We start from the raw sequence: 22,925 nt of genomic DNA on the forward strand, positions 1-22,925 counted from the left end.
AGGCGCTCATTGAGCGCCTTTTTGTATTTCATAGCCAAAGTGAGTATTAACTTAGTATTATCAGTATCGTACCAGCTAGCGTCATTAAAATATTCGCAATCGCATAGGTACCCGCATAACCAAGGGCTGGGATGGTGGACTTAGCGTAGTCGTTAACGACATCCATAGCTGGAGCGCAAGTACGGGCGCCAATAATGGCACCGAAGAGCAGGGCACGGTTCATCTTGAGTACGTGTGCGCCAACTAAGTAAGCCAGAACCACAGGCACAACACTGACAATAAATGCCAAACCAATGACTTTTGGTCCTACTTGCGTTAGGTGCTCGAACATCTTTCCACCTGCACTTAGACCAATTCCCACCATAAAGAACATTAACCCTAGATCTTTGACCATATTCAGCGCCCCTTGTGGGACATAACCGAAAGTAGGGTGATTTGCTCGTAAGAAACCAAGCGTAATACCGGACAACAGAAGACCCACCGCATTACCCAAACTGAAAGACACCTGACCGAACGTCATTGTGATGAGGCCAAACAGAATACCCAAAATAAAGAAGCTACAAAAAGCGAGCAAATCGGCCATTTGACTGTGGATCGAGATGAAGCCGATTTTTTCCGCCAGTCCATGTACTCGGCTTTTCTCGCCGCTCACTTGAAGGACGTCACCTTTAGCGAGCACAATGTCTAAGTCCATAGGCATTTCAATCTGAGCGCGAACTACGCGGTTTAAGAAACAGCCAAACTCAGACAAATTCAAATCCGATAAACGCTTACCAGCGATAGCGTCACTTTTTACGACGATTTCTTCTTCAACGATGCGCAAATCAAGCAAGTTACGGTCGAATACTTCTTTACCATTACGGAAGCTAGGGTCTAAGCGAGCATGGCTGTCAGGGAAGCCAACCAGTGCAATTTCATCTCCCTCTTGCAAGATAGCATCACCATCTGGGTGGGCGAGAATACCATTTCGGCGGATTCGTTCAATGTAACAGCCAGTTTGACGATAAATACCCAGTTCTCGTAAGTTTTTACCATCAGTCCAGTCAATTAGCTCTGGGCCCACTCGGTAAGCTCGAATAATGGGTAAATACACTTTTCTCTGGCTTGAATTTCCAAGGCCACGCTCTTGTGCGATTTGCTGCGCGGAATCAGAAAGGTTTTGTTTTTGCAGTTTTGGCAACAATTTAGCAAACATGATCATGCTAATTAAGCCGACCAGATAAGCCATCGCGTAGCCTACGGATAGATTTTCTAATACCAGAGAAAATTCCATATTCCGCGGTATAGTCGCAAGGCCAGAGTTAAGAGCATCTTGTGCACCAACCAGTACTGGCGTTGCGGTCAATGCGCCTGCCATCATACCGGCGGATAAGCCAAAATCGAGGCCGAAATAGTGACTCAAGCCATACGTTAAGCTGACCGCAGACACGAGAACAGTCATGCTTAAAATAAAATAATGCTTACCATCTCTGAAGAATATACCAAAAAAGTTTGGTCCAGCTTCAATGCCAACGCAGTAGATAAACAGCATAAAGCCAATGGTTAAAGCTTCTGCATTAAATGAGAAACCAAGGTGGCCCATTACCAAAGAGGTAATAAGAACGCCAATAGAGTTGCCTAATTGTAATTTGCCAAATCGAATTTTTCCGATGGCAAGGCCAATGGCTAATACGACGAAGATTAGAAGGATAGGGTTTTGCTCGAGAAGGTATACGACGTCTATGTTCACTGTGTGGCTCGGTAGAGTGTGTGCCAAAAAAGATTAAGAACTGTGAATTGTAACTAAATATAGCAAAAAGATAAGTGAATTTTTTTAGGTTTTACCATTAGTTGACTTAACGTAATAACCAGCTGAAAAATAATAAAAAAGCCGCATGAAGCGGCTTTTTTGAAAACAGTCTTTATTACTCGTCAAATAGACCTAGGTGCTCTTTCGCGTATGCTTCGAACTCGTCGCAGCCACCGATGTGCTCTTGGTCGATAAAGATCTGAGGAACGGTTTCAACTGGTTTACCAACTGTTTTCTCAAGATCTGCTTTAGAAATACCTTCAGCGTGAATATCAACGTAACGGTAGTTGAAGTCATCACGTTTTGCTTTTAGCGTTTCTGCGTGCTCTTTTGCACGAACACAGAAAGGACATGCAGGGCGACCAAAGATAACAACGAACATAATCTTATTTCTCCTAAATCTATTCTTTTTTGAAAGCGTACAAAACATAGCGGCTGAGTGCGCTTTCTTTTGCTGGAGTAACTATGCCCGATCCAGATACGGAAATAAAGCGGCAATTACCTCTTGGTTCTATAGGTGAAATCTATCGAATAAAAACTAAACGCACGTGCTTATTTTACGGCTCTGAAGTATGTGAAGTGACGCATAAAAAACATACATTCTAAAGGGTTAATGATGGCAAGGTGGAATTGGTCAATTTTTTTTGTTTAAAAAAATAGCAATCTATTTTGGCTATACGCAAATAACTTCAACTCTTACATAAGCGTTAAATCAGAGGGCGAGAGGTTATTTGGGTATATTCTTTTGGGAGGGTGTGTATGTTTCAGTTTATGACTGCAACAAGGATTATATTTGGTGAAGGTGCACTTCAATCTTCATTATCCGTTATTAACCAATTTGGCTACAGTGTTTTGCTGGTTACTGGGCAGGATACCCAACGAGCCGCCCCCATTATCCAATATCTTAAAGCTCAAAATATGCGTTACCAGCACGTAGCTATCGTTGGAGAACCATACATCACGATGGTAGAAGAGACCGCAGTGCTCGGTAGAAAATTCCAACCTGATATGGTGGTTGCGATAGGTGGTGGCAGCGTCATCGATATGGGCAAAGCCTTAGCTGCCATTATTCCCAATCAAGGCAATGTTTACGATTACGTAGAAGTGGTAGGAAGAAGCGTCCCTTTAAAAGCAAAGCCTCTTCATTTTATTGCAATTCCTACGACAGCAAGCACCGGTTCAGAAGTGACCAGAAATGCTGTGCTGAAATCTGGACAAGATAAAGTGAAAGTGAGTCTTCGAAGCCCTGATATGCTCGCAGACGTTGCCATTGTAGACCCGACACTTACTTACGGGACCGACCAATACACATCTGGACGTGGCGCAATGGATGCGTTCACTCATTTAATGGAAGCGTATGTGTGTGGTGAGCCAAACCCTCTTACTGATATGGTCTGCGAAGAGGGGCTACGCCGTTTAAGCCGTTCAGTGATTGCCGCTTGTAAGCAAGATAATCATAAGGCGCGCTCTGATTTATCGTTCGCTGCATTGCTTGGTGGTATGGCGATTACTAATGCCAAATTAGGTGCCGCTCATGGGTTAGCATCGGCGTTAGGAGGCAAGTTAGACGCCCCCCATAGCGTTATTACGGCTCGCCTAGCTCCGCACGTGATGCAGGAGAACATTAACGCCGCTAAACTCGCGGGTAGGAATGATGTGATAAGTCGTTATCGCAAGCTGGCCCAATTAGTCACTGAGCGAGTAAATGCTAACGAACACGATGGAATTCTTTGGGTAAATATGGTGCTAGATAAGTTAGCGTTACCGCTACTGGCTCAATTTGGAGTATGCCAAACCTCTTTTGAGCAAGTGGCGAATGATGCGCTTAAATCAATGGCAATCAAAGGGAATCCTTTACCTCTTAATCAGGAACGTTTGATACACATATTGCAGCAAGTCTGTGATTGTAGCGGAGAGTGCGCAGCTGAGAGTGCACAACATGTCAGTTCTGTTGAAGTACTGGAATCAAGAACGGACTTATCGAGTGTCAACGACTTAGGGTGATTGCTCCCTTAGCAGCATTAAAACAAAAGGGGAGCCTTGAGCTCCCCTAGATAAAGTATTGACTAAGCTTTAGTGCTTAGTACTGGCTTAATTTGTCATAGCGACTGTCTTTCAACGCATCTTTTACGCGTTTTAGGTTCTCACGGAAACCTGTACCACGGCGAAGAGTGAAGCCAGTTGCTAGCACATCAATCACTGTCATTTGTACAACTCGGCTTGCCATTGGCATGTAAACGTCGGTATCTTCTGGAATATCGAGCGTGATGGCCAGCGAGCTTGCCTTTTCTAGAGGAGAATCCTTCGCTGTAATCGCAATAACCGTTGCGCCATTTTCACGAGCAAGGTTCGCTATTTCTACCTGACTCTTTGTTCGACCGGTATGAGAAATAAGAACCACAACATCATTATCACTGCAGTTGATACAACTCATGCGCTGCATAACAATATCTTCAAAACAAGTAATTGGAATATTAAAGCGAATAAACTTGTTTTGTGCGTCTCGGGCAACAGAAGATGATGCACCAAGGCCAAAGAATGAAATGCGCTTCGCTTGCGTTAGCAAATCGACCGCACGGTTCACTTGCATTGGATCTAGGCTATTTTTCGCGACATCTAAACACGCCATCGTCGATTCGAAAATCTTATGGGTGTACGCGTCTGGGCCATCGTCTTCTTCCACATTACGGTTAACGTAAGGGGTGCCGTTGGCTAGGCTCTGTGCCAAGTGAAGCTTAAAATCTGGAAAGCCCTTGGTGTCCAGACGACGACAGAAGCGGTTTACAGTGGGCTCACTAACGTCGGCCATTTTAGCCAGCGTTGCAATGCTTGAATGAATTGCAGTTTGTGGAGACGCCATAATTACTTCCGCAACTTTGCGCTCTGACTTACTGAAATTCTCCAGGTTTTTTTGAATTTTTTCTAATGTATTCATAGTGTTCACGAGGGTATAGAGAACAACTCGCTGGCTCTGCTAACGAAAGGAAACACGAAGATTCCGGAGTAGAGTGGGGCGTTAACGAAAACAACCAGCGCCATAGAATCAGTATAAACCTGATCTTCAATCAGTCTAAACCAATAACGGGTACTATTTAGTGAGAATTTGACAGGCCTCAAACAAAATGTTGTAAAAACTACAGAATTGGATGTGTAAACGAAGTTTTGTTGCGCTAGTCGCACGATAATGATGTTTGAGTTACATCAAAACGAAAAAAAATTTCAAATTGATGTAACTCGATCTGGCTGTTAAGACGATTGAATATCGACAACCAGCTGTTGAATTCTTTTCATCAAATTTGGTGCTTGCTTGGCGATTTCGCGTTGTTCATCAAGCACTGAGCTCAAAATTTCTTTTGTGGTCAGTGGATTTGCCAAAACCACTCTAAACACTATCGTATTCATGCGTTGCCATTGGTCTGGGTTCAGTCTTGTACGTGAAACGAACGATTTGCCCGTTTCGCGCTGACGCTTTTGAATAAACTGTGTTAACTCATTGATCAGCTCATTCAGTTGTTCTTTTTGTGAGCCTTCTGCTTGTGCTAATGCTTCACGGATGAATGGCGGCAAATAACGGTATGTGAGCAGACAAAGCTCTGGTTCAGAAACTAACTCGAAATCATCTTGCTGTTTGATTAAATCCGCAAAGTATCGAGCTTTTTCAATGCTTTGGTCAATCAGAAGCTCGTAACCTGGGCGACTTATGATGTGCATTGCGGCGTAGACCAACATCGCCATGCCCGAACGTGAGCCTTCTAATGTATGGCTGCCAAGGTCTTTTGAACCTTTTCGCAATATATATTGAGCGTGATGCTCTATGGATTTCATTGCGTCAGGGTCTTTGAACAGAACCATACCAGCGCCCATCGGGATATAGAGCTGCTTGTGTGCATCAATAGTTACTGAGTCTGCCATTTCCACACCTTTAAGAAGATGACGGTGATGGTTAGACATCAGTGTTGCGCCACCCCATGCGGCATCCACATGGAAGTGACAGCCGTGAGCTTGGCAGACTTCAGCGATTTCAGGCAATGGATCAACATTACCTGTCTCTGTTGTGCCAGCCACACCAATAACAGCAATAGGCTTGATATTTTGTTTTTCGAGCTCAACAATTTTCGCTTTAAGGTCGTCGATAATAATACGGTTGTTGGTATCGGTTTTAACCGCAACCAAGCCCTCTTGGCCTAGCCCTAATACATCGGCCGCTTTCTTAAGGGAGTAGTGACCACGCTCAGACACTAGCACCGCTAAGCCATCATAGCCATAGTGCTTCATGGCTTTAAAAAGGCCTTCCTTTTCCACGCCTTTAAATGAGCCATTGGCTCTTAACGCTTTGTTACGTGCTACCCAAAGCGCAGTGATATTGGCAATGGTGCCGCCGGAACAAAATGCGCCTAATGAGTGGTTTGCACTGTGCATCCACTGATTGTAAAAAGTATCATTCTGACCATATATCAAGCGATGCAGCATACCCAAAACTTGACGCTCAAGTGGCGTAAAGGCTTTGGAAGTCTCTATTTTTACCAGGTTTTGGTTTAAGGCGATCATGATCTTTGACAGTGGCATCAAGAAATAAGGCAGTGCCGATGTCATATGACCAATGAAGCTTGGTGAAGATGTGTGAACTGAGTGCGACACCAAAGTGTCGAGTAAGTGCTCTGTATGATCTGACACGAACTCTGGCTGCTCAGGAATCTGAGCAGAAGAAAAGTCTTTTTCGATTTCGCGTAAAGGCTTTTCTTCTGCCACGATGTGTTCACGAAGAAATTGATTTAGATTTCGCGAGAGGCTCTCGTCAATTTTAGTTAACGTTGAGTCCGGACCTTCTGGGACAGTGAAGATCTTTAGCAAGCTCTCAAAGCTAACATCAGCGGTTTTTTGTTCCTTAACCATAGCAAAGAATCTTTGTAGTTATTTTGGTAATGCGAGCGGCACAATCTAAACTAAAACGGGCGCAAAGTCCCGTTTTAATTGTTGAAACCCAAGTTGTAGAAATGAAAATTTTAGGTGAAGGTGACGATATTCACATTAAAAAATTCTAGATTGAGTACGTTAAAACACTCTGATGTTATCGAATGCTAATCAACGACTAATGCGAGCAATCTTAGTCACATTTCTGCTTTTCAATCTTTTCTATTGACTGATTGTACTTATTAAGTGCGGTATCAATTTGTTGGGGATGACTAAGCAGATCAGCGAATGCTGAACGAAGCTCGTAGTTTTTTGGATGATTAGTTGATTGACGGTCGCTAAATGTCTGTTTTGCAACTTCACCTAACTTATCGCTTCGGGTCGCTAACTGCTTAACGTCATGTTGCTCTAGTTTTAACCATGCTTCGATTGGCTGTTCCGTCGCAACGCGGCTAGGGTCGTTCTCTAGAAAGTAGTGAACCGCTTCGCGGTTTAATTCAAAGTGATGTTTACGTCCATCCAAGAACCATTGGCTAACTTCTTTCAGATCTGGATATTGGGTAACCGTCAAATCAACAAGATCTTGATACCACTGTAGTGAGGCATCGACGTAGCCATCGTATTTGCTAGCAAGACATTGTTGATCTGCGGCAAGCGTAAAAGTTGAGCTTGTAGCGAGGAGCGCTGCAACGACAAAGCGTTTCATTCTTCTTCCTTCTGGTTGTTATCCCTTTATTAACGCAATGCACATCAGTTGATGTTTCTCCCTTCTTTCTATTTGGTCGTGACAAATCGTTGAGCTGAATGACGAAAAGAAAGAGGGGGCTTGCCAAAAAATATTGACCACTTTGACGTTAACTGGGTATTTAAATTTTTGCCGTATTGTAATGGATGTTAAAGCGAAAACCTGAGATCTAGCTAGCAAGTGATACAAAGAAAAGCATCATAACTGGTACCAATAAACTCAAAATAAAGCCGCTAACGATAGCAACAGGAACACAACGCACACCACCGGTGGTTTGAATAACGGGTAGGGTGAAGTCCATTGCTGTTGCACCGGCATAACCAATTGCGGTGCACGGATAGCTACGAATAAAGAGAGGAATGGCAACCAGTGCGACTAGCTCTCTCATCAATTCAATCAAGAACGACGCGCCACCAAATACCGGACCAAAAGCGTCACCCATTAAAATACCTGCGAGTGAATACCAGCCAAAACCTGAAGCCATTGCGAGTGCTTGATAAAGAGGAAGATCCAAAAGCACCGCTGCAAGAACGCCACCAAGCATACATGTTGCGATGACAACAGCCGCAATAGCCATTCCTTGTTTATTTAATAGGATTTGACGCAGAGTAAGTCCACTATTGCGCAGCTGAATACCAATAAAAAATAGAAGTAGAAAGAGTATCCATTCGCTTGCTGTATCTACCCAACTCAAATCAATGGGTAACAGCAGGCCAACCACTAACCCGCCGCCAACGACCACGATAAGCTTAACAGACTCTAAAGCCATCGAAGATAACGGTAGCTTCTTTTGATTTTGATTGGTCTGGAGTGGAACAATTTTATCAATAATAGGCAGAGCCAACAGGTTGCAGGCACTTAGACACAAAAAAAACGTACTCGCATAGAGGAGAATACTTTGTAAGTTGCTGCTTAAATTATCGAGCGCCGCCAAACTAAGACCCATCAACGACAAAATGACGTAAATAAGGTAGGACGTTGACTGATTGATCTTCTCCAATAACGAAGATCGAGATATAGGAATTAGATACCCCACCACAAGCGGAGCGAAAATAAATAGCATCCCTGAAAACATAAAGCTCAATGATTCCTTTTTGAGATAACATCAACACGCATAAATCAAATTATCTATCGGTTGAAATTAGAGATATTTCACCACACACAGCTCAGCCTTGAGCGAATCGTTTTATCACGGATAAGGTATTATCAGAAAGCGATAAATTACAAACCGCTAGCATTGAGTACAGCACGGATTTGATCATTGAAGTCAGTATCACTCATGTTACTAAGTTCATACAAGACTTCTGCACCAGTTAAGTTGAATTCAACTTCGTGTTCGTCAATGCGTTCATCGTGATTGCGAAACATCAATAAATGATGCGCAATTCTAGCGATGTCGAGATAACTCACTTCTGGTCGCGTTAATTCGTATTTTTCGTTTGAGGATACTTCTCTGAAGTCGTTGTCAAATCCCCAACGCTCAAGCACTAGTTTACTTGTGGCAGAACAACGTGTTTGGAAGATTTGCAATGCAATATCTGGGTCTAAGTAATTGCCCCTATCTAAGTACAAGTGGTACTCATTAATTAGGCAAAATAACCCAATATCGGCTAATAGACCGACCAATAACGCCTTTTCTTGCTCTAGATGGCCATAAGTGCCTGGCTCGTGGCTACGAAACGATTGAACCAACATCACCATGACGGCACCGAGCTCACGCGATATCGCGGCACTCTTCACCAAGATGGCATTGCATTCTTTAGTGAGATTAACTGAGTGTTTAAGTTGCTCAATCGCTTGTGCGGTAACAATATCACGTACACGAAGTATTCCGAGACGAGATACCGCTGTAGTTAAGTCGTTGCAGGTGATATTTCTGCGATTGAAAATCACCGAGTTAGCGACTCGTAAAACGACCGCTGCTAATCCGGGATCTTCCAATAAACAGTTAGCAACATCGGCAATCGTGGTGTGTTCTTCGACACATAACTGCTGAATTTTAAGCACGACATCAGGAATAGGAGGTAACGAAATCTTACCCGTGGAGATGGACTGTTCTACCAGCTGAGCAAACTCGGATTCCAGTGCGTTTATAAGCTTATCTTTATTATTTGGCAGCCAAAAAAATGATAAATGTTCCATTGTGACGCTGTACTTGAGATCTTTCGTACAGTGTACCCTTACAGCGTATTCTTTATCAATTAAATGCGTATTATGTGCCCGTAATTGCCAGCGAGATCATAATGATGGCGCGTTTTAGGCATGCTATGCGTCAAAAAAATATCACCACACAAACAATAAATGTGAAACTAATCACGTATGCAGAATTTATACTTTTTTATATGTGACCTATGTCCTAACTTATTTTTCAACGTTAAGTATGATTAAGCAAGTTGGTGAGCACAACTCACAAAAATATCGCCAACAAATCGACATTTATAATTCGCTATAAGCTGCTGTTTATCTGGTGACATCGCTAATCGGGGTAATTTATTCAGATTAAAGAGGTCAATGGACATGACAGACCAAGCTTTTTTTAAATATGTACGCACCTTCAGTGAGTACCAAAAACGTTCTATGTTCGGTGGTATTGGTTTATTCACCGATGATGCTATGTTTGCGCTTGTCAGCAATGATTGCTGCTACTTACGTGGTGGTAATGGGCTAGATGAAGTGTTTACTCAACTGAGCTGTGAGAAGTATAAGCACGTCAAAAAACAGACGACGGCAACCGTAAATTATTATGATGTAACCGATTTATTCGAATCCGGATATGTAGGGCTTGATGAACTGGTACAGAAATCAATTGAATACTCAATTAAGGAACGGAAATATCAAAAGTCCTCTGCCAGTAGACGCTTAAGAGACTTACCCAACATGCAACTAACCCTTGAACGTATGGTCAAGAAAGCCGGTGTTGATGACGTAGAAACCTTTTTAGAACTTGGACCTGTAAAAGTCTTCAACAAAGTTAAAACGGCTTACGGTAATGATGTTGATGTAAAGCTACTGTGGAAATTTGCTGGTGCAACTGATGGCGTACATTGGAAACTGATCCAAGAGCCGCGTAAAAAACAGTTATTGGCACTGTGTGACTAAGCGAAGCTGATCGCACAATGATTGACTCGTTTCGATGGAGTTAGCGGGTCGTAAAGGCAAGTGTGAAAAGCGGAAAAAGGACGTTGAAGTTTTTTACCACTTCATTGAGTTAGTCATTAAATTAGACAAAAAAACCGAGGCAGAGACCTCGGTTTTTGTTTTTTTAATTTGCCCTTTTCTTATAGCACAAATCTTAAAACTTAAAACGCGTAGTGAACATTACCTGATCACCGTAAAAATCGTTGATACGTGCTTCAGCACCCAAAGAGAAAAGCTCTGTTGAGTGGAATCGAGCGTAGGCAGAGCCAGTCCAATCGTCATCGTTATCGATAGAAACGTAGCCGACTTTGCCGCCTACTTCTAATTGAGGGCCCAACCATTGGCGAACACCTAAGTTAAGCTCCATACCAACATCTGTGCTGCTCTCATTCGAAGGTTGCACAACGCGCATTAGCATTTCACCAGTAAGATCTGCCCAGTTGTTTAGCGGAGAATGGAAGCCAAAGCCTGCAGCTGAGTCAAAATCACTTTCAAACTCAGAGTCAATACGAGCAATAACATGCGCGTTCGGGTGAATTGATTTGCTGAATCCAGCACCAAATGTCACAGGACTTGCGCCAATACGTGCTTCGAAATAGTCGTAGCTAAAGTTGCTCATAGTTGCTGGCGCATTGCGATCGTTTGCAGCTAGGGCATGGCTTGATGCCACTAGTAAGGCAGCGGCTAATAGTGTTTTACGCATAACTAACGATAAACCTTGTTCATTATTTCCATGGATTCAAGCAACCACTTGAACCGTAATCTGATTTGTCCGACATCATAATAAAAAGGAAGGTCCACGACCAACAAAAATGTGTCGATGTTTTGTCAATTAACTTAATAGTTCCTTGGTTTAAGCAAAAACTACGCCATATACGTAGTGTCCGAGAATTTCACTCGGACAAGTAACGATGTTTTTCTAACCTCATTCGACTATGCGAGGTTAGGTGGTGCAATGAGCATCGTTGAGTTCAAGTTAGAACCAAACACTTTATTACTCGCCAAAGCTTGCTCTTCTTTCTGCCATGGCGTTGAGGATTGCCTCAGAATCAAGGATTTGAGTCCAGGATAGCAGGTTATCATCATTCTCAATCACAAACGCGGTAAGCTGAGACACGATTGCTTTTCTCAATGCTTCACCTTTCCAAGGTTTGGCAATGTAATAATCGAGACTCGCGTTATTTACGGCTTCTACGGTGTCTTCCAAACCAGCTTGTCCTGTGAGTAAAACTTTGCGCGCTGCTTTTGTGTCACCATTTTGACTGAGTTCGATTAAGAAGCTGATCCCAGTTTGTTCCGGCATAATGTGGTCACATAAAATGAGCGCAAGCTGAACTTCTTCTTCCGCCATCTCCTCAATCACTTGCCGAGCTTCAGTCACCGATTCCGCTCCTTCGACGACAAAGTTCTCCTCGAAGGGAGCAAGATCTTGGAGCACGCTATCCAAGACTTCTCGTTCGTCATCGACACATAAAATTAGATACTTGGTCATGTTTCATCTCCTTCTTCGATGACTGGTAACCAGACGGTCATTCGTGTGAACTGGCCGATCTCTGATTCGACGTCAATCCACCCTCTGTGTGCTGTTACGATTTGCTGGCAGATGGACAGCCCGATGCCTAAGCCAAAATTACCTTCTTTTTTTGTGGTGAAGTTCAGCTCGAAAATGGCGTCTCTTTGCGATTCAGGAATGCCACATCCATTATCTTCAAATGAGATAACGGCATAATGTGTGTGCTCTTTTTCTATAAGGCGTGTTTGTATGTTTAACACACCTTTCTCTAGAAATGCGTCAATGGCGTTAGAGACCAAGTTCGTCCACACCTGTTGGAGTGCGATCGGTTGACAAAGGATGGAAGGCAAGTTTGCATAGTCGGTTGAAACTTGGTGCATTTTTAATTTGTTCTCGAAAATCACCAAGGTGTCTTCAATGCCCTCATGAATATCGGCATAGTGCAGGGTCTCATCATCTGACCGAGCATATCCTTTCAGGCTTTTTACCATATCAGCAATTCGTGCTGCACAGACATTAATTGAGCGAAGTGTAGAACCTGCTTTGTGGTATTGCTCTAGTGTATTGAGAGCATGATAAGACGCTTTCTGCTTTCTCGTTAGTTGGGTAAGTAGCTCTTGATCGGACTCTAATCCAAGGCTCACCACTTTTTTTGCCAATGCTCGGTCTGGAAGAGTATGGCTAAGCGCTTTTACGCGTGATCTGAGCTCGGCGGTTGAAGCGGGTTTTGAGGTTTGCGCTTTGCTCAGTAATTCAATGCCTTTGCTTTGTATATCGGAACTGGGCGCATCGTTAAGTAATCGTTCTAGCGTATGCGTTAAATTCTCTACGCCCCTCAATATCGCGGCTACTGGATTGTTTAGTTCGTGTGCCACTCCCGCAACCAATTGGCCAAGCATCGCCATTTTTTCTCTTTCAATGAGCTGCTGGTGGGCTGATTCTAAAGATTCGAGCGTTTTTTGAAGTTGCAGTTTGGTGTTGATGCTTCTTTGCAATCGGCGGTTGAAGTGGCGTAAAAGCAAGTTTGTAAAAAGAGGCAGTAAGTTTGAGTCGCTTTGCATCACTTTATTGAATACGTTGCGATCGAGTTTGATAACTTCTGTTTTGGTTAGTGTTAGAGCTGTCGAGAAAGAACATTCCCCAGTAACAAACGACATGCCTCCGACAATATTCCCTTTGTTATGGCGTACAACCTCTCGCTGCATGCCTTGCTCATCGCGCTTGTACAGAGCCACTTCACCTTCGGTGATAAACCACAAAAAGCAATTTGGCTCGCCTTCCACGGTTAATAAGTGTTCAGGTGAGTATGTACGGCACGCTCTTGTTTCGTCATTATCTTTGAAAAATTGCTGGAGAGCGGAGATCACTTGCTCGGCTAACTCGGCATCAGACATCGAGTGGTAGTCGTGTAAGAATCCGGCTTGATAATGGCTCATCTGGTTATTGATGTGCGCTCGCAACAAGCTGTGATGATCCAATATCTGACTGTAACTTAGCAGGTCTTCTTTACCGTTTCGCAATATAAATTGGGTCAGCTCTTTTTGCACTGTGTTAAATAAGACGTGATCTGGCAAAGGTTTAGTGAGGCAGTGGTCGAGCCTGCCCTCATTAACGGCAGTGAGAATTGCCTCTATATCAGACGAGCAGCTAATAAGAATTTTTCTTGCTTGCTCGGTATGTGGCATCCGGTCTAAACCAATAAGAAAATCCACGCCGTTAAAATGAGCGTGATGGCTCGCTATAACTAAAGCAACAGTCTGTTCTCTTTCTTCTAGATACTCTAAAGCGCCTTGAGCCTCTTCTATCGATTCGACAGAAAATATATCAAACTTACTTGAGAAGGCAGACAGCTCCAATCGAAACTGTTCAGCACTGATTGGGTTGTTGTCGAGACACAACACAGCATAACGATTCACAGATGTTTTAGCTCCGGTTAAAACTTCGCCACGCAAACTTTAACAATAAAAGGGCATGATGAGTGGGAGCCAAGTATGATTCCTGATTAATGGACTAGAATAAGCATCAATAGTCTGATTTGTCTCAATGTTTTCTCCGCAGGTGGTTTGGGGTAGACTGACCGAAAATATCTAATAAGTGACGTTATGCAAAATCTTAAAAAAATCGGCGCCATTGGTGGTGCTATCTCATTAGCGCTGTGTTGGCCATTGGCTGTCGGACAAATTGGTCAGTCCATCATTGAAGATGGTATTACCAATATGAATGATGAAATGATTAAAGGCGAAGTGGTCGAGTATCAGCGTGGCTATTTGTCTTCAGTCGTGCTGACTCGTTATTCAGTTGTTGATCCTGAGCTTAAAACGCAGCTAGAGCGTGATGGTATGCCAACGACGTTTGACGTAACCAGTGATGTTAGCCACGGTCTAACAAGCCTAACAGCAGATTCAAAATTGGTGGACAATGACTTTTTGCCTCTCACGATGCATAGCCAGACTCAACTAAATGGCAATACAGCATTTATCCTCGACCTAGACAGTTGGCATTATCGTAACGAAGCGCAAGGTGTTTCTGTTTCTACAAGCCCTGCAAAAGTAACAGGTGATGTGACGGTATTGGGTGATCTCAATTACCAAGTTTCCGTTCCTTCTGTTCAAGTGGATTTTGAAAACGGTGAAGAGCTTCATCTGAATGCATTGACAGGGCAAGGTAAAGGAAAGCAAGCAAAAGGCTACTGGCTGGGTGAGCAATCTTTTTCTCTAGAGAAGCTAGATGTGGTTGATGCGAACTTAACGCCTGTCTTCTTGATTGAAAATGCGAGCTACCGTGGTAACACTACGATGAGTGAGTCTGGTGATAAGCTGAACAGTCAATTAAACCTAGATGCTAAGAAACTACGTTTAACTGATGGGACGGATGTCGATAACTTTAAGTTGGATTTCTCAATTGCAGATGTGGATAGCCAGTCATTTGACCAAATTATGTCTATCTATCAAAGCTCTCCAATGTTAGACGAGCAGGAAATTGCGAGCTTATTGCCGCATGTTGACACGCTGTTTAGCAAAGGTTTTGATTTATCCGTGAACGAGCTTTCACTCGCGTTCGGTGACGGCAAGTTCCACAACGAGTGGCAACTATCCATCCCTGAAGGTACTGAGCATATTACTCAAGATCCAATGAAGTTGGTGACGGCCACTACTGGTGAACTTAGCACTTACTTCTCTGATGAATTAGTAACGCATTACCCATTTATTCAAGAAGGGATTGATGAGCTCCTTATTATGGAGTTGATCGAAAAAGTAGAGGGCGGTTATCAATTAAAAGCAGAAATTGGTGAAGGCAAATTGAAGTTCGAAAATGGGCATGAGTTCCCATTGGTGGCTCTACTTATGCCTGCTTTGATGCAACAACAGTAATTCGTGTTGTTGCGAATTTGTTCCAATTCAACGCTTAGTCTTTAAAAAGAGGTCGTAAGACCTCTTTTCTTGTTTTTATCACTGCGAAAACGTGATATTAATTTCGTAATATTTACATAGCAGGAGCAATGAGCATCATGGAACAAAATACGGACAACGTATTTAACTTCAGTGCAGGGCCAGCAGGTCTGCCTAAAGCAGTTATGCAGCAAGCACAACAGGAACTAATCGATTGGCAAGGTCTTGGCACTTCGGTCATGGAAATCAGCCACCGAAGCAAAGAGTTCATCAAAGTTGCAGAAGAAGCCGAGCAGGATTTACGTGATCTTCTGAATATTCCGGACAACTATAAAGTGCTGTTCTGCCAAGGTGGTGCTCGTGCTCAGTTTGCTGCTGTTCCTCTAAACTTACTTGGTGATGCCGATACGGCAACTTACATCGATGGTGGTTATTGGGCTGAAAGCGCGGTAGCTGAAGCGAAAAAATACTGCGAACCAGACGTGTTTGATGCAAAAACAGAAATCAACGGGAAAGTCGCGGTTCTACCTGCAAGTGAATGGAAAATTGCTCCAGAAGCGGCTTACGTTCACTTCTGTCCAAATGAGACCATTGATGGTATTGAGATTAACGATCTTCCTATCACCGACAAACCGATTGTTGCTGACATGTCTTCGACAATTCTTTCTCGTGAAATTGATGTGTCGAAATACGGTGTGATTTACGCGGGCGCTCAGAAAAATATTGGTCCTTCCGGCATTGCTATTGCTATCGTGCGCGATGATTTATTAGGTATGGCGAAGCAGGTACTACCAAGTATTTTGGATTACACTGTTTTGGCAGAAAAAGAATCAATGTTCAACACGCCACCAACCTTTGCATGGTACCTGTCTGGTCTTGTTTTCAAATGGCTGAAGGCACAGGGCGGAGTAAAAGCGATTGAGCAAGTGAACCGCGCTAAAGCCGCGCTACTGTATGATTACATCGATCAGTCTGATTTCTACCGTAATGGCGTGCACTCAGCAAACCGTTCTTTGATGAACGTGCCATTTCAACTTGCTAAGCCTGAACTGGATGCAACCTTCCTTGAGCTAGCAGACTCTAAAGGGCTGAAAGCGCTAAAAGGTCACCGAGCAGTTGGTGGTATGCGAGCATCCATTTATAACGCAATGCCGCTTGAAGGCGTTCAAGCGTTAGTAGACTTCATGCAAGAGTTTGAGAAAAACTACGCGTAAGCTCAAACTGATAGTTGTTCTCCAAAGCGTCGCTATTGCGGCGCTTTTGTTTATCTCAACTCACATCATTCCAGGAAGGTAAAATGACCAAGGCAAATATTGAAGCGCTGACTAAGCAGTTCCCACTCTTGGCAGCACTTATTGATCTTGAAGAGGTTTGTTGGTTTAACCCCCATATCACTTCCTTGGAGGAAGGCTTACCTCATGTCGGGTTAGGTGAACAAGATATTCAAGTTGCGAGTGAACGGCTAACACGATTTGCGCCTTATTTGATGAAGGCGTTTCCCGAAACGGAAACGTCGCGTGGCATTATTGAGTCCCCAGTGGTGGATATTCCCAATATGAAAGTGCGTTTGGAGCAGCAATACGACACACCAATATTGGGCCATTTAATGCTCAAAAAAGACAGTCATTTGCCAATTTCTGGTTCGATCAAAGCGAGAGGTGGTATTTATGAAGTGCTCACTCATGCAGAAAAGTTGGCGTTTGAAGCCGGCTTGCTCTGTGAAAACGATGATTACAGAAAATTGTTCAGCAATGAGTTTCGGCAGTTTTTTAAGCAGTACAGTATTGCGGTTGGCTCAACCGGCAATCTTGGTATGTCCATCGGCATCATGAGTGCGAAGCTGGGTTTTTCAGTTTCAGTCCACATGTCTGCGGATGCGCGGGAATGGAAGAAAAATAAGCTCCGGTCGCATGGTGTTAATGTCGTAGAGCACCAAGAAGATTATGGTATTGCTGTCGAGCAAGGTCGTAAAGAGGCAGAAAAAGATCCCAACTGTTTCTTTATCGATGATGAAAACTCACGGACGCTGTTTCTAGGTTACTCTGTTGCGGGTGAGCGTCTTAAGCAGCAATTTGATGACTTGGGAATCGTGGTTGATGAGCATCATCCATTGTTTGTTTATCTTCCTTGTGGTGTTGGCGGTGGACCTGGTGGGGTGGCATTTGGCTTGAAGGTAGCATTTGGCGAGCATGTCCACTGTATTTTCGCAGAGCCAACGCACTCACCGTGCATGCTGTTGGGCGTACATACAGGCTTGCATGACGATATTTCGGTGCAAGATTTGGGTATCGATAACATTACCGCCGCTGATGGTTTGGCAGTAGGTCGTGCCTCGGGATTTGTCGGAAGAGCGATGGAAAGGCTACTTGATGGTTTTTACACCATTGATGACGCTCGTATGTATCACCACTTGGGTGAGTTAAGTGAACTGGAAGGTATTAATCTAGAGCCTTCTGCATTAGCCGGTATGATTGGGGCAGTGCACGTCTCGAATAACCATGCTTATCAGTCTCGAATGAAATTTGACGAAGAAAAACTCAAAAAAGCAACACATCTTGTTTGGGCAACAGGTGGGGGCATGGTTCCGGAAGATGAAATGGCGGCTTATCTCAAAAAATCTGGTCGGTAAATCAGCACTGTATACGTGCTTAATTAGGTAACTAATAATACAGGAATAACAAAAGGGCTCATCGTTTGATGAGCCCTTCTCGTCACTGAAAATCGAATTATAGAGATTGTAATAGCTGGTAGTAACGACCTTTTTGAGCGAGTAGCGTTGGATGGTCGCCTTGTTCGATGATCTCACCTTGTTCCATCAAACAGATGCTATCCATACTTTCTAACTCTATCAGTCGGTGTGTAATGAATACTACTGTCTTATTAGCAAAGTGTTCATTGAAAAGCGCCATCACTTTTTGTTCCGTACGCTTATCGAGGCCTTCAGTCGGCTCATCTAAGAGTAGGATTGGGGCATCACGTAGCAATGCTCGAGCAATACCGATTCGGCGTTTCTCACCACCAGATAACTGACGACCGCCGTCGCCTAACCAAGCGTCTAAACCTGGCTCTTCAAGAAGTCCGCCAAGCTCGACTTTTCGTAAAATAGTAGACAGTTGCTCATCACTTGCATCCGGAAAGGCCATGAGTAAGTTGTCACGTAGTGTCCCGTTTAGTATATCTACGCGTTGACTGACCACAGTCATTGCTGCTCGCAGGTCCGACTCGCTCCAATCTTGCAGTTTTGTACCACCGATTCGAACTTCACCTTGGTTAACATCCCAGTAGCGGCAAAGAAGCTGAATCAGTGTTGATTTACCTGAACCTGTTTGACCTACAATTGCAGTTTTAGTGCCCAACGGTAGTGAGAGTGACAAGTCTTTCAGCACCTTTTGCTGACCGTCAGGGTAAGTAAAATCTATGTTGTCGAATTCAATGTCTAACGTTGTGTCTTTATGTTTCGACTGCTCAGGGAAGACGACGTCAGGTTCAGCCAAAATTACTTCATTTAAACGACGAGCAGAAGTCAACGTTTGACCGAGATACTGGAATGCGCCCGCGATAGGCATCAGAATCTCAAAGCTAGCCATGGTTGCAAACGCGAACAGCGCAATCCAAGGATCAGGAGCACGACCACCTACGCCGTCTGCAGCAAACCAAAGCATCACAACCAGTGTAATGCCGTTCACCAGCATAAGCAGGCCTGAAGCCATGCCCGTTAAATTCGCGTTCACAAATTGGTTAGACAGCAACTGCTTCTGCTTCTCTAGAATGAGATTACGATAACGTTCTTCTGCTCCAAAGATACTCAGTTCACTGTAGCCTTGAAGCCAGTCCAGTGTCGCCACTCGCAATTGCGCTTTATGATGAGTGAGATTCTCGCCATTGTTTTTACCCAGTTTATAGAACAGTACTGGCCATACAAACAACATGACGGTAAGAATCGAGCCAAGCAGTAGGGCGAGATGCCAATCAAAGAACGCCAGGACAGCCGTTAAACTCAATATGCCAAAAACACCAATCACGACAGGGCTGATAAGTCGAAGGTAAACGTGATCCATCGCATCTACGTCCGCTACTAAGCGGTTGAGCAGATCGGCATCACGCATCGTAGAAACACGACCCGGAATCAGTGGTGCAAGTTTCTTAAAGAAGAAGATGCGTAGATCGGTAAGCAGCTTGAACGTTGCATTGTGGCTAACGACACGTTCTCCCCATCGACCTGCGGTTCGAGCCATTGCAGCGCCGCGTACCCCGGCACCTGGTAACATGTAGTTGAAGGTCTCACGAGCAACCGTCAAGCCTGCCACCGCTGCGGCTGAAATAAACCAACCTGATAGCGTTAATAAGCCAATAGACGCCGCTAAGGTCAGAAATGCCAGTAGCATACCTAGCGAAAGACCAAACCAGTGTTTTTTATAGAGTTTTAGATAAGGGAGTAAATCACGCATCTAAGTTCCCCTTGTCTGTTTCACGTTGTGCGAGGTTCGCTTCCAACATGTCTTTAAATAAGCCATCTTCTGTCGACAGTGTGGCGTAATCACCACGTTGAACAATCTGGCCGTCCTGCATAACAAGAATTTGCGATACGTTTTGTAAAGGCGCAAGTTGGTGAGTAATCATCAAATTCGTTGTGGCATGCGCATACTTGTTAATGCCTTCCATCACGAGTTTTTCACTGCGAGCATCTAAGCTTGCGGTTGGTTCATCTAATAACCAAAAACGACCATTTTGTAGCATGGCGCGAGCCAGTGCTAAACGCTGCGCTTGGCCGACAGATAAACCACCAGAACGATCAGATATCGGATAATCCAACCCATGCATTTCAACAAATTCAGCAGCGTGAGAGTCATTCAACACAGAATGTACGTCTGCATCCTGAATATTTTGCTTACCTAGTGTGATGTTATCTCGAATGCTACCGTGTAATAGCATCGGGTTTTGACCAATCCAGCTTACTGCCTCTCGCCATGTGGCTAGATCCAGTTGCGACAATTCGCAGCCATTAATTTTTAAGCTACCTTGATAAGGCATGAAACCGAGGATTGTGTTTACCAAACTTGTTTTACCTGCGCCACTTGGTCCAACCAACGCTGTACTTTTGTTGGCTTCAAGAGAGAAGGATAGGGGACCTGCGAGCTGCTTACCTTCCGGACTAAAAATGGTTAACTGGTCCGCTTCAATATGGATAGGGCTGTTTTTATCTAACGCTTGGGTACCATCTTTGATTTGATCGACTTCCAAATCCAGAAACTCGACAATGCTTTCTGCTGCGCCAACCGCTTGCTGTTTCGCATGATAGAACGTGCCCAAATCACGTAATGGCTGATAAAACTCTGGCGCAAGAATCAGAATGAACAAACCAGCAAAGAGCGTAACACCTGTGCCGTAGTAGCCGAAGTCCAGCTCCCCGATATAACTAAAGCCAAAGTAGACAGCGGTAATTGCGATAGAAATAGAAGTGAAAAACTCTAACACCGCAGAAGACAGAAACGCGATTTTCAGAACGTCCATGGTACGAGTACGAAAGACTTCTGAAGCACCCTTTAGCGTCTCAGTTTCAGATTTTGTTCTATCGAATAAGCGAATGGTTGTCATTGCTTGCAAGCGGTCATAAAAGTGACCCGACAAACGCTGCATCGCTTTAAAGTTTTTACGGTTTGCTTCTGCGGCTTTCATTCCAACCAGTGCCATGAAAATAGGCACTAGTGGTGCAGTGACCAGGAAGATCAAGCCTGCTGCCCAGTTTACTGGGAATACGACAACCAAAATGATGAAAGGCACTAGTACCGATAATGACATTTGAGGCAAGTAGCGTGAGAAGAAATCTTGCATATCTTCTACCTGCTCTAAGATGAGCGTTGCCCAACTGCCAGCAGGTTTGCCTTTGATATAAGCTGGCCCAAGTTTATGAACTTTATCTAAAATGAGTTGGCGAATATAAACTCGAATTTGCTCCCCGCAACGGTAACCGGCAAGCTCTCGACCCCAGGTACAAGCAGCTCGACCGATAACCGTGCCACCGAGCCCAACAAAATGCCAAATGAGGTCGGCTTTGTCGACTTGGTCAATGATTAACTGGTGCAGAATGGAGGCGAGCAGGGCTGCTTGAGCCAATAAAAACACGCTTGAAAGTACGCCTAGGCCTATCGCAATCATAAGCCAGCGCTTGGCTAACTTACTTTGTTGCTTCAGCCACTTATTCAAGCTGCTTTGCTTTTTCTTATCCATCGTGAAGGCTTAATGATAATTGTTTTAATGAGGCGGTAGTATACAAAAGAAAACCCAGCGGGAATACCGCTGGGCTTTAAGGATATGACACAAATGTGAAAAGTTATTTGTCACCAAGTGAGTCTAAGAAACGTTCAGCATCTAATGCAGCCATACAACCTGTACCTGCAGAGGTGATCGCTTGACGGTAGTTGTGGTCCATTACGTCGCCAGCTGCAAATACACCTTCGATACTAGTTTGTGTTGCGTTGCCTTCAAGACCTGATTGAACGATGATGTAGCCATCTTTCATGTCTACTTGGCCTTCAAAGATTTGTGTGTTTGGCTGGTGGCCAATTGCGATGAATGCACCCATTACATCGATATCTTCTGTCGCACCGCTGTTCACGTCTTTAATGCGGACGCCCGTTACGCCCATATCGTCACCCAGTACTTCATCGAGAGTGCGATCGGTATGAAGAACGATATTACCGCTTTCAACTTTATCCATCAGACGTTTCACAAGGATCTTCTCTGCGCGGAATGAATCGCGGCGGTGGATCAGGTGAACTTCTGACGCAATGTTAGATAGGTATAGCGCTTCTTCAACAGCCGTGTTACCACCGCCCACAACTGCAACTTTCTGATTACGGTAGAAGAAACCGTCACAGGTTGCACAAGCAGAAACGCCGCGACCTTTAAATGCTTCTTCAGACTCAAGGCCAAGGTATTTTGCTGATGCGCCGGTAGATATGATTAAGGCATCACAAGTGTACTCACCTGAGTCGCCTTTTAAACGAAATGGGCGTTGTGATAGCTCTACTTCATTGATGTGATCAAATACGATTTCAGTTTCAAAACGCTCGGCGTGTTCTTTCATGCGATCCATCAATGCTGGACCTGTCAGTCCCTCAGCATCGCCTGGCCAGTTTTCAACTTCAGTTGTGGTGGTTAGCTGACCACCTTGTTGCATTCCCGTCACAAGCACAGGGTTTAAGTTTGCACGCGCTGCGTAGACGGCAGCTGTGTATCCTGCAGGACCAGAACCAAGAATTAATAATTTACAGTGTTTTACGTCGCTCATTATGGCTCCAAAAAGGGCGTAACATTTCCCTCGATTGTATGGAAATTCTTAGTGCTTTAAAAGCATAAACAACGATTGTGATCGAATAATTGGTTATAGATTAGAACCCACTAAATATTGATAGAGAACGTTGACTTCTAGCATAAAAT

The 22,925-nt window shown here is 44.0% G+C and carries 18 protein-coding genes; 5 read left to right on the forward strand and 13 right to left on the reverse strand.

Annotated elements, in window-relative coordinates; genetic code table 11:
* Positions 1–46 precede the first annotated feature (46 nt).
* The gene (locus IJ23_RS01250; protein ID WP_005378028.1) at positions 47–1,729 is read right to left on the reverse strand and encodes an aspartate:alanine antiporter; all 1,683 of its coding nucleotides are present in this window, start codon (positions 1,727–1,729) and stop codon (positions 47–49) included.
* A gap of 175 nt (positions 1,730–1,904) precedes the next feature.
* Positions 1,905–2,171 carry a GrxA family glutaredoxin gene (locus tag IJ23_RS01255; RefSeq protein WP_005378026.1) on the reverse strand — a complete coding sequence of 89 codons (267 nt, stop codon included), beginning with the start codon at positions 2,169–2,171 and terminating at the stop codon, positions 1,905–1,907.
* A 377-nt stretch (positions 2,172–2,548) separates the two neighbouring features.
* Here IJ23_RS01255 and IJ23_RS01260 point away from each other — a divergent pair, with 377 nt between their 5' ends.
* Positions 2,549–3,793, forward strand: coding sequence for an iron-containing alcohol dehydrogenase (locus IJ23_RS01260; protein ID WP_017820842.1), 1,245 nt, complete (start codon positions 2,549–2,551; stop codon positions 3,791–3,793).
* Positions 3,794–3,869: 76 nt separating this feature from the next.
* Here IJ23_RS01260 and IJ23_RS01265 read toward each other — a convergent pair whose 3' ends face one another.
* The 5 genes from IJ23_RS01265 to IJ23_RS01285 all read right to left on the reverse strand — a co-directional run bounded on the left by IJ23_RS01265 (position 3,870) and on the right by IJ23_RS01285 (position 9,587).
* Positions 3,870–4,724 carry a MurR/RpiR family transcriptional regulator gene (locus tag IJ23_RS01265; protein ID WP_005378021.1) on the reverse strand — a complete coding sequence of 285 codons (855 nt, stop codon included), beginning with the start codon at positions 4,722–4,724 and terminating at the stop codon, positions 3,870–3,872.
* A 311-nt stretch (positions 4,725–5,035) separates the two neighbouring features.
* Positions 5,036–6,682, reverse strand: coding sequence for a pyridoxal-dependent aspartate 1-decarboxylase PanP (gene panP, locus IJ23_RS01270; RefSeq protein WP_033905124.1), 1,647 nt, complete (start codon positions 6,680–6,682; stop codon positions 5,036–5,038).
* A gap of 211 nt (positions 6,683–6,893) precedes the next feature.
* Positions 6,894–7,406, reverse strand: a complete 513-nt coding sequence (locus IJ23_RS01275) for a hypothetical protein (RefSeq protein WP_017634875.1) — start codon at positions 7,404–7,406, stop codon at positions 6,894–6,896.
* Between the two features lie 208 nt (positions 7,407–7,614).
* On the reverse strand, positions 7,615–8,520 hold the full coding sequence (locus tag IJ23_RS01280; RefSeq protein WP_033905125.1) for a lysine exporter LysO family protein: 906 nt from the start codon (positions 8,518–8,520) through the stop codon (positions 7,615–7,617).
* A 146-nt stretch (positions 8,521–8,666) separates the two neighbouring features.
* A complete protein-coding gene (locus tag IJ23_RS01285) occupies positions 8,667–9,587 on the reverse strand; it encodes an HDOD domain-containing protein (RefSeq protein ID WP_025766846.1) in 921 nt (306 codons plus the stop codon).
* 369 nt (positions 9,588–9,956) lie between these two features.
* Between IJ23_RS01285 and IJ23_RS01290 the strand changes: the two genes are divergently transcribed.
* Positions 9,957–10,544, forward strand: a complete 588-nt coding sequence (locus IJ23_RS01290; RefSeq protein WP_005378007.1) for a TfoX/Sxy family DNA transformation protein — start codon at positions 9,957–9,959, stop codon at positions 10,542–10,544.
* A gap of 193 nt (positions 10,545–10,737) precedes the next feature.
* Here the strand turns inward: IJ23_RS01290 and IJ23_RS01295 are convergent, their stop codons facing one another.
* The 3 genes from IJ23_RS01295 to IJ23_RS01305 form a co-directional block, all read right to left on the reverse strand.
* The gene (locus tag IJ23_RS01295) at positions 10,738–11,286 is read right to left on the reverse strand and encodes a hypothetical protein (RefSeq protein ID WP_005378006.1); all 549 of its coding nucleotides are present in this window, start codon (positions 11,284–11,286) and stop codon (positions 10,738–10,740) included.
* A gap of 291 nt (positions 11,287–11,577) precedes the next feature.
* Complete coding sequence (locus tag IJ23_RS01300; protein WP_005378005.1) at positions 11,578–12,075, reverse strand: response regulator; 498 nt, start codon at positions 12,073–12,075, stop codon at positions 11,578–11,580.
* Positions 12,072–14,012, reverse strand: coding sequence for an ATP-binding protein (locus IJ23_RS01305; RefSeq protein WP_033905345.1), 1,941 nt, complete (start codon positions 14,010–14,012; stop codon positions 12,072–12,074). Before IJ23_RS01305 ends, IJ23_RS01300 begins: the two co-directional genes overlap by 4 nt.
* A 186-nt stretch (positions 14,013–14,198) precedes the next feature.
* Here IJ23_RS01305 and IJ23_RS01310 point away from each other — a divergent pair, with 186 nt between their 5' ends.
* The 3 genes from IJ23_RS01310 to IJ23_RS01320 all read left to right on the forward strand — a co-directional run bounded on the left by IJ23_RS01310 (position 14,199) and on the right by IJ23_RS01320 (position 18,114).
* Positions 14,199–15,467 carry a DUF945 family protein gene (locus IJ23_RS01310; RefSeq protein ID WP_033905126.1) on the forward strand — a complete coding sequence of 423 codons (1,269 nt, stop codon included), beginning with the start codon at positions 14,199–14,201 and terminating at the stop codon, positions 15,465–15,467.
* A gap of 137 nt (positions 15,468–15,604) precedes the next feature.
* The gene (gene serC / locus IJ23_RS01315) at positions 15,605–16,699 is read left to right on the forward strand and encodes a 3-phosphoserine/phosphohydroxythreonine transaminase (protein WP_005378000.1); all 1,095 of its coding nucleotides are present in this window, start codon (positions 15,605–15,607) and stop codon (positions 16,697–16,699) included.
* A gap of 83 nt (positions 16,700–16,782) precedes the next feature.
* The gene (locus IJ23_RS01320) at positions 16,783–18,114 is read left to right on the forward strand and encodes a D-serine ammonia-lyase (protein WP_033905127.1); all 1,332 of its coding nucleotides are present in this window, start codon (positions 16,783–16,785) and stop codon (positions 18,112–18,114) included.
* Between the two features lie 97 nt (positions 18,115–18,211).
* Here IJ23_RS01320 and cydC read toward each other — a convergent pair whose 3' ends face one another.
* From cydC to trxB, 3 genes are all read right to left on the reverse strand, one after another.
* Positions 18,212–19,933 carry a heme ABC transporter ATP-binding protein/permease CydC gene (gene cydC / locus IJ23_RS01325; RefSeq protein WP_017634867.1) on the reverse strand — a complete coding sequence of 574 codons (1,722 nt, stop codon included), beginning with the start codon at positions 19,931–19,933 and terminating at the stop codon, positions 18,212–18,214.
* Positions 19,926–21,713 (reverse strand): heme ABC transporter permease/ATP-binding protein CydD, encoded by a 1,788-nt coding sequence (gene cydD / locus IJ23_RS01330; RefSeq protein ID WP_017634866.1) that lies wholly within the window; start codon positions 21,711–21,713, stop codon positions 19,926–19,928. The genes cydC and cydD overlap by 8 nt, the downstream gene beginning before the upstream one ends.
* A gap of 103 nt (positions 21,714–21,816) precedes the next feature.
* Complete coding sequence (trxB, locus tag IJ23_RS01335; RefSeq protein ID WP_005377991.1) at positions 21,817–22,776, reverse strand: thioredoxin-disulfide reductase; 960 nt, start codon at positions 22,774–22,776, stop codon at positions 21,817–21,819.
* Positions 22,777–22,925: the final 149 nt, after the last annotated feature.

The sequence above is a fragment of the Vibrio sp. OY15 genome (assembly GCF_000742455.1).
Lineage (GTDB): Bacteria > Pseudomonadota > Gammaproteobacteria > Enterobacterales > Vibrionaceae > Vibrio > Vibrio alginolyticus.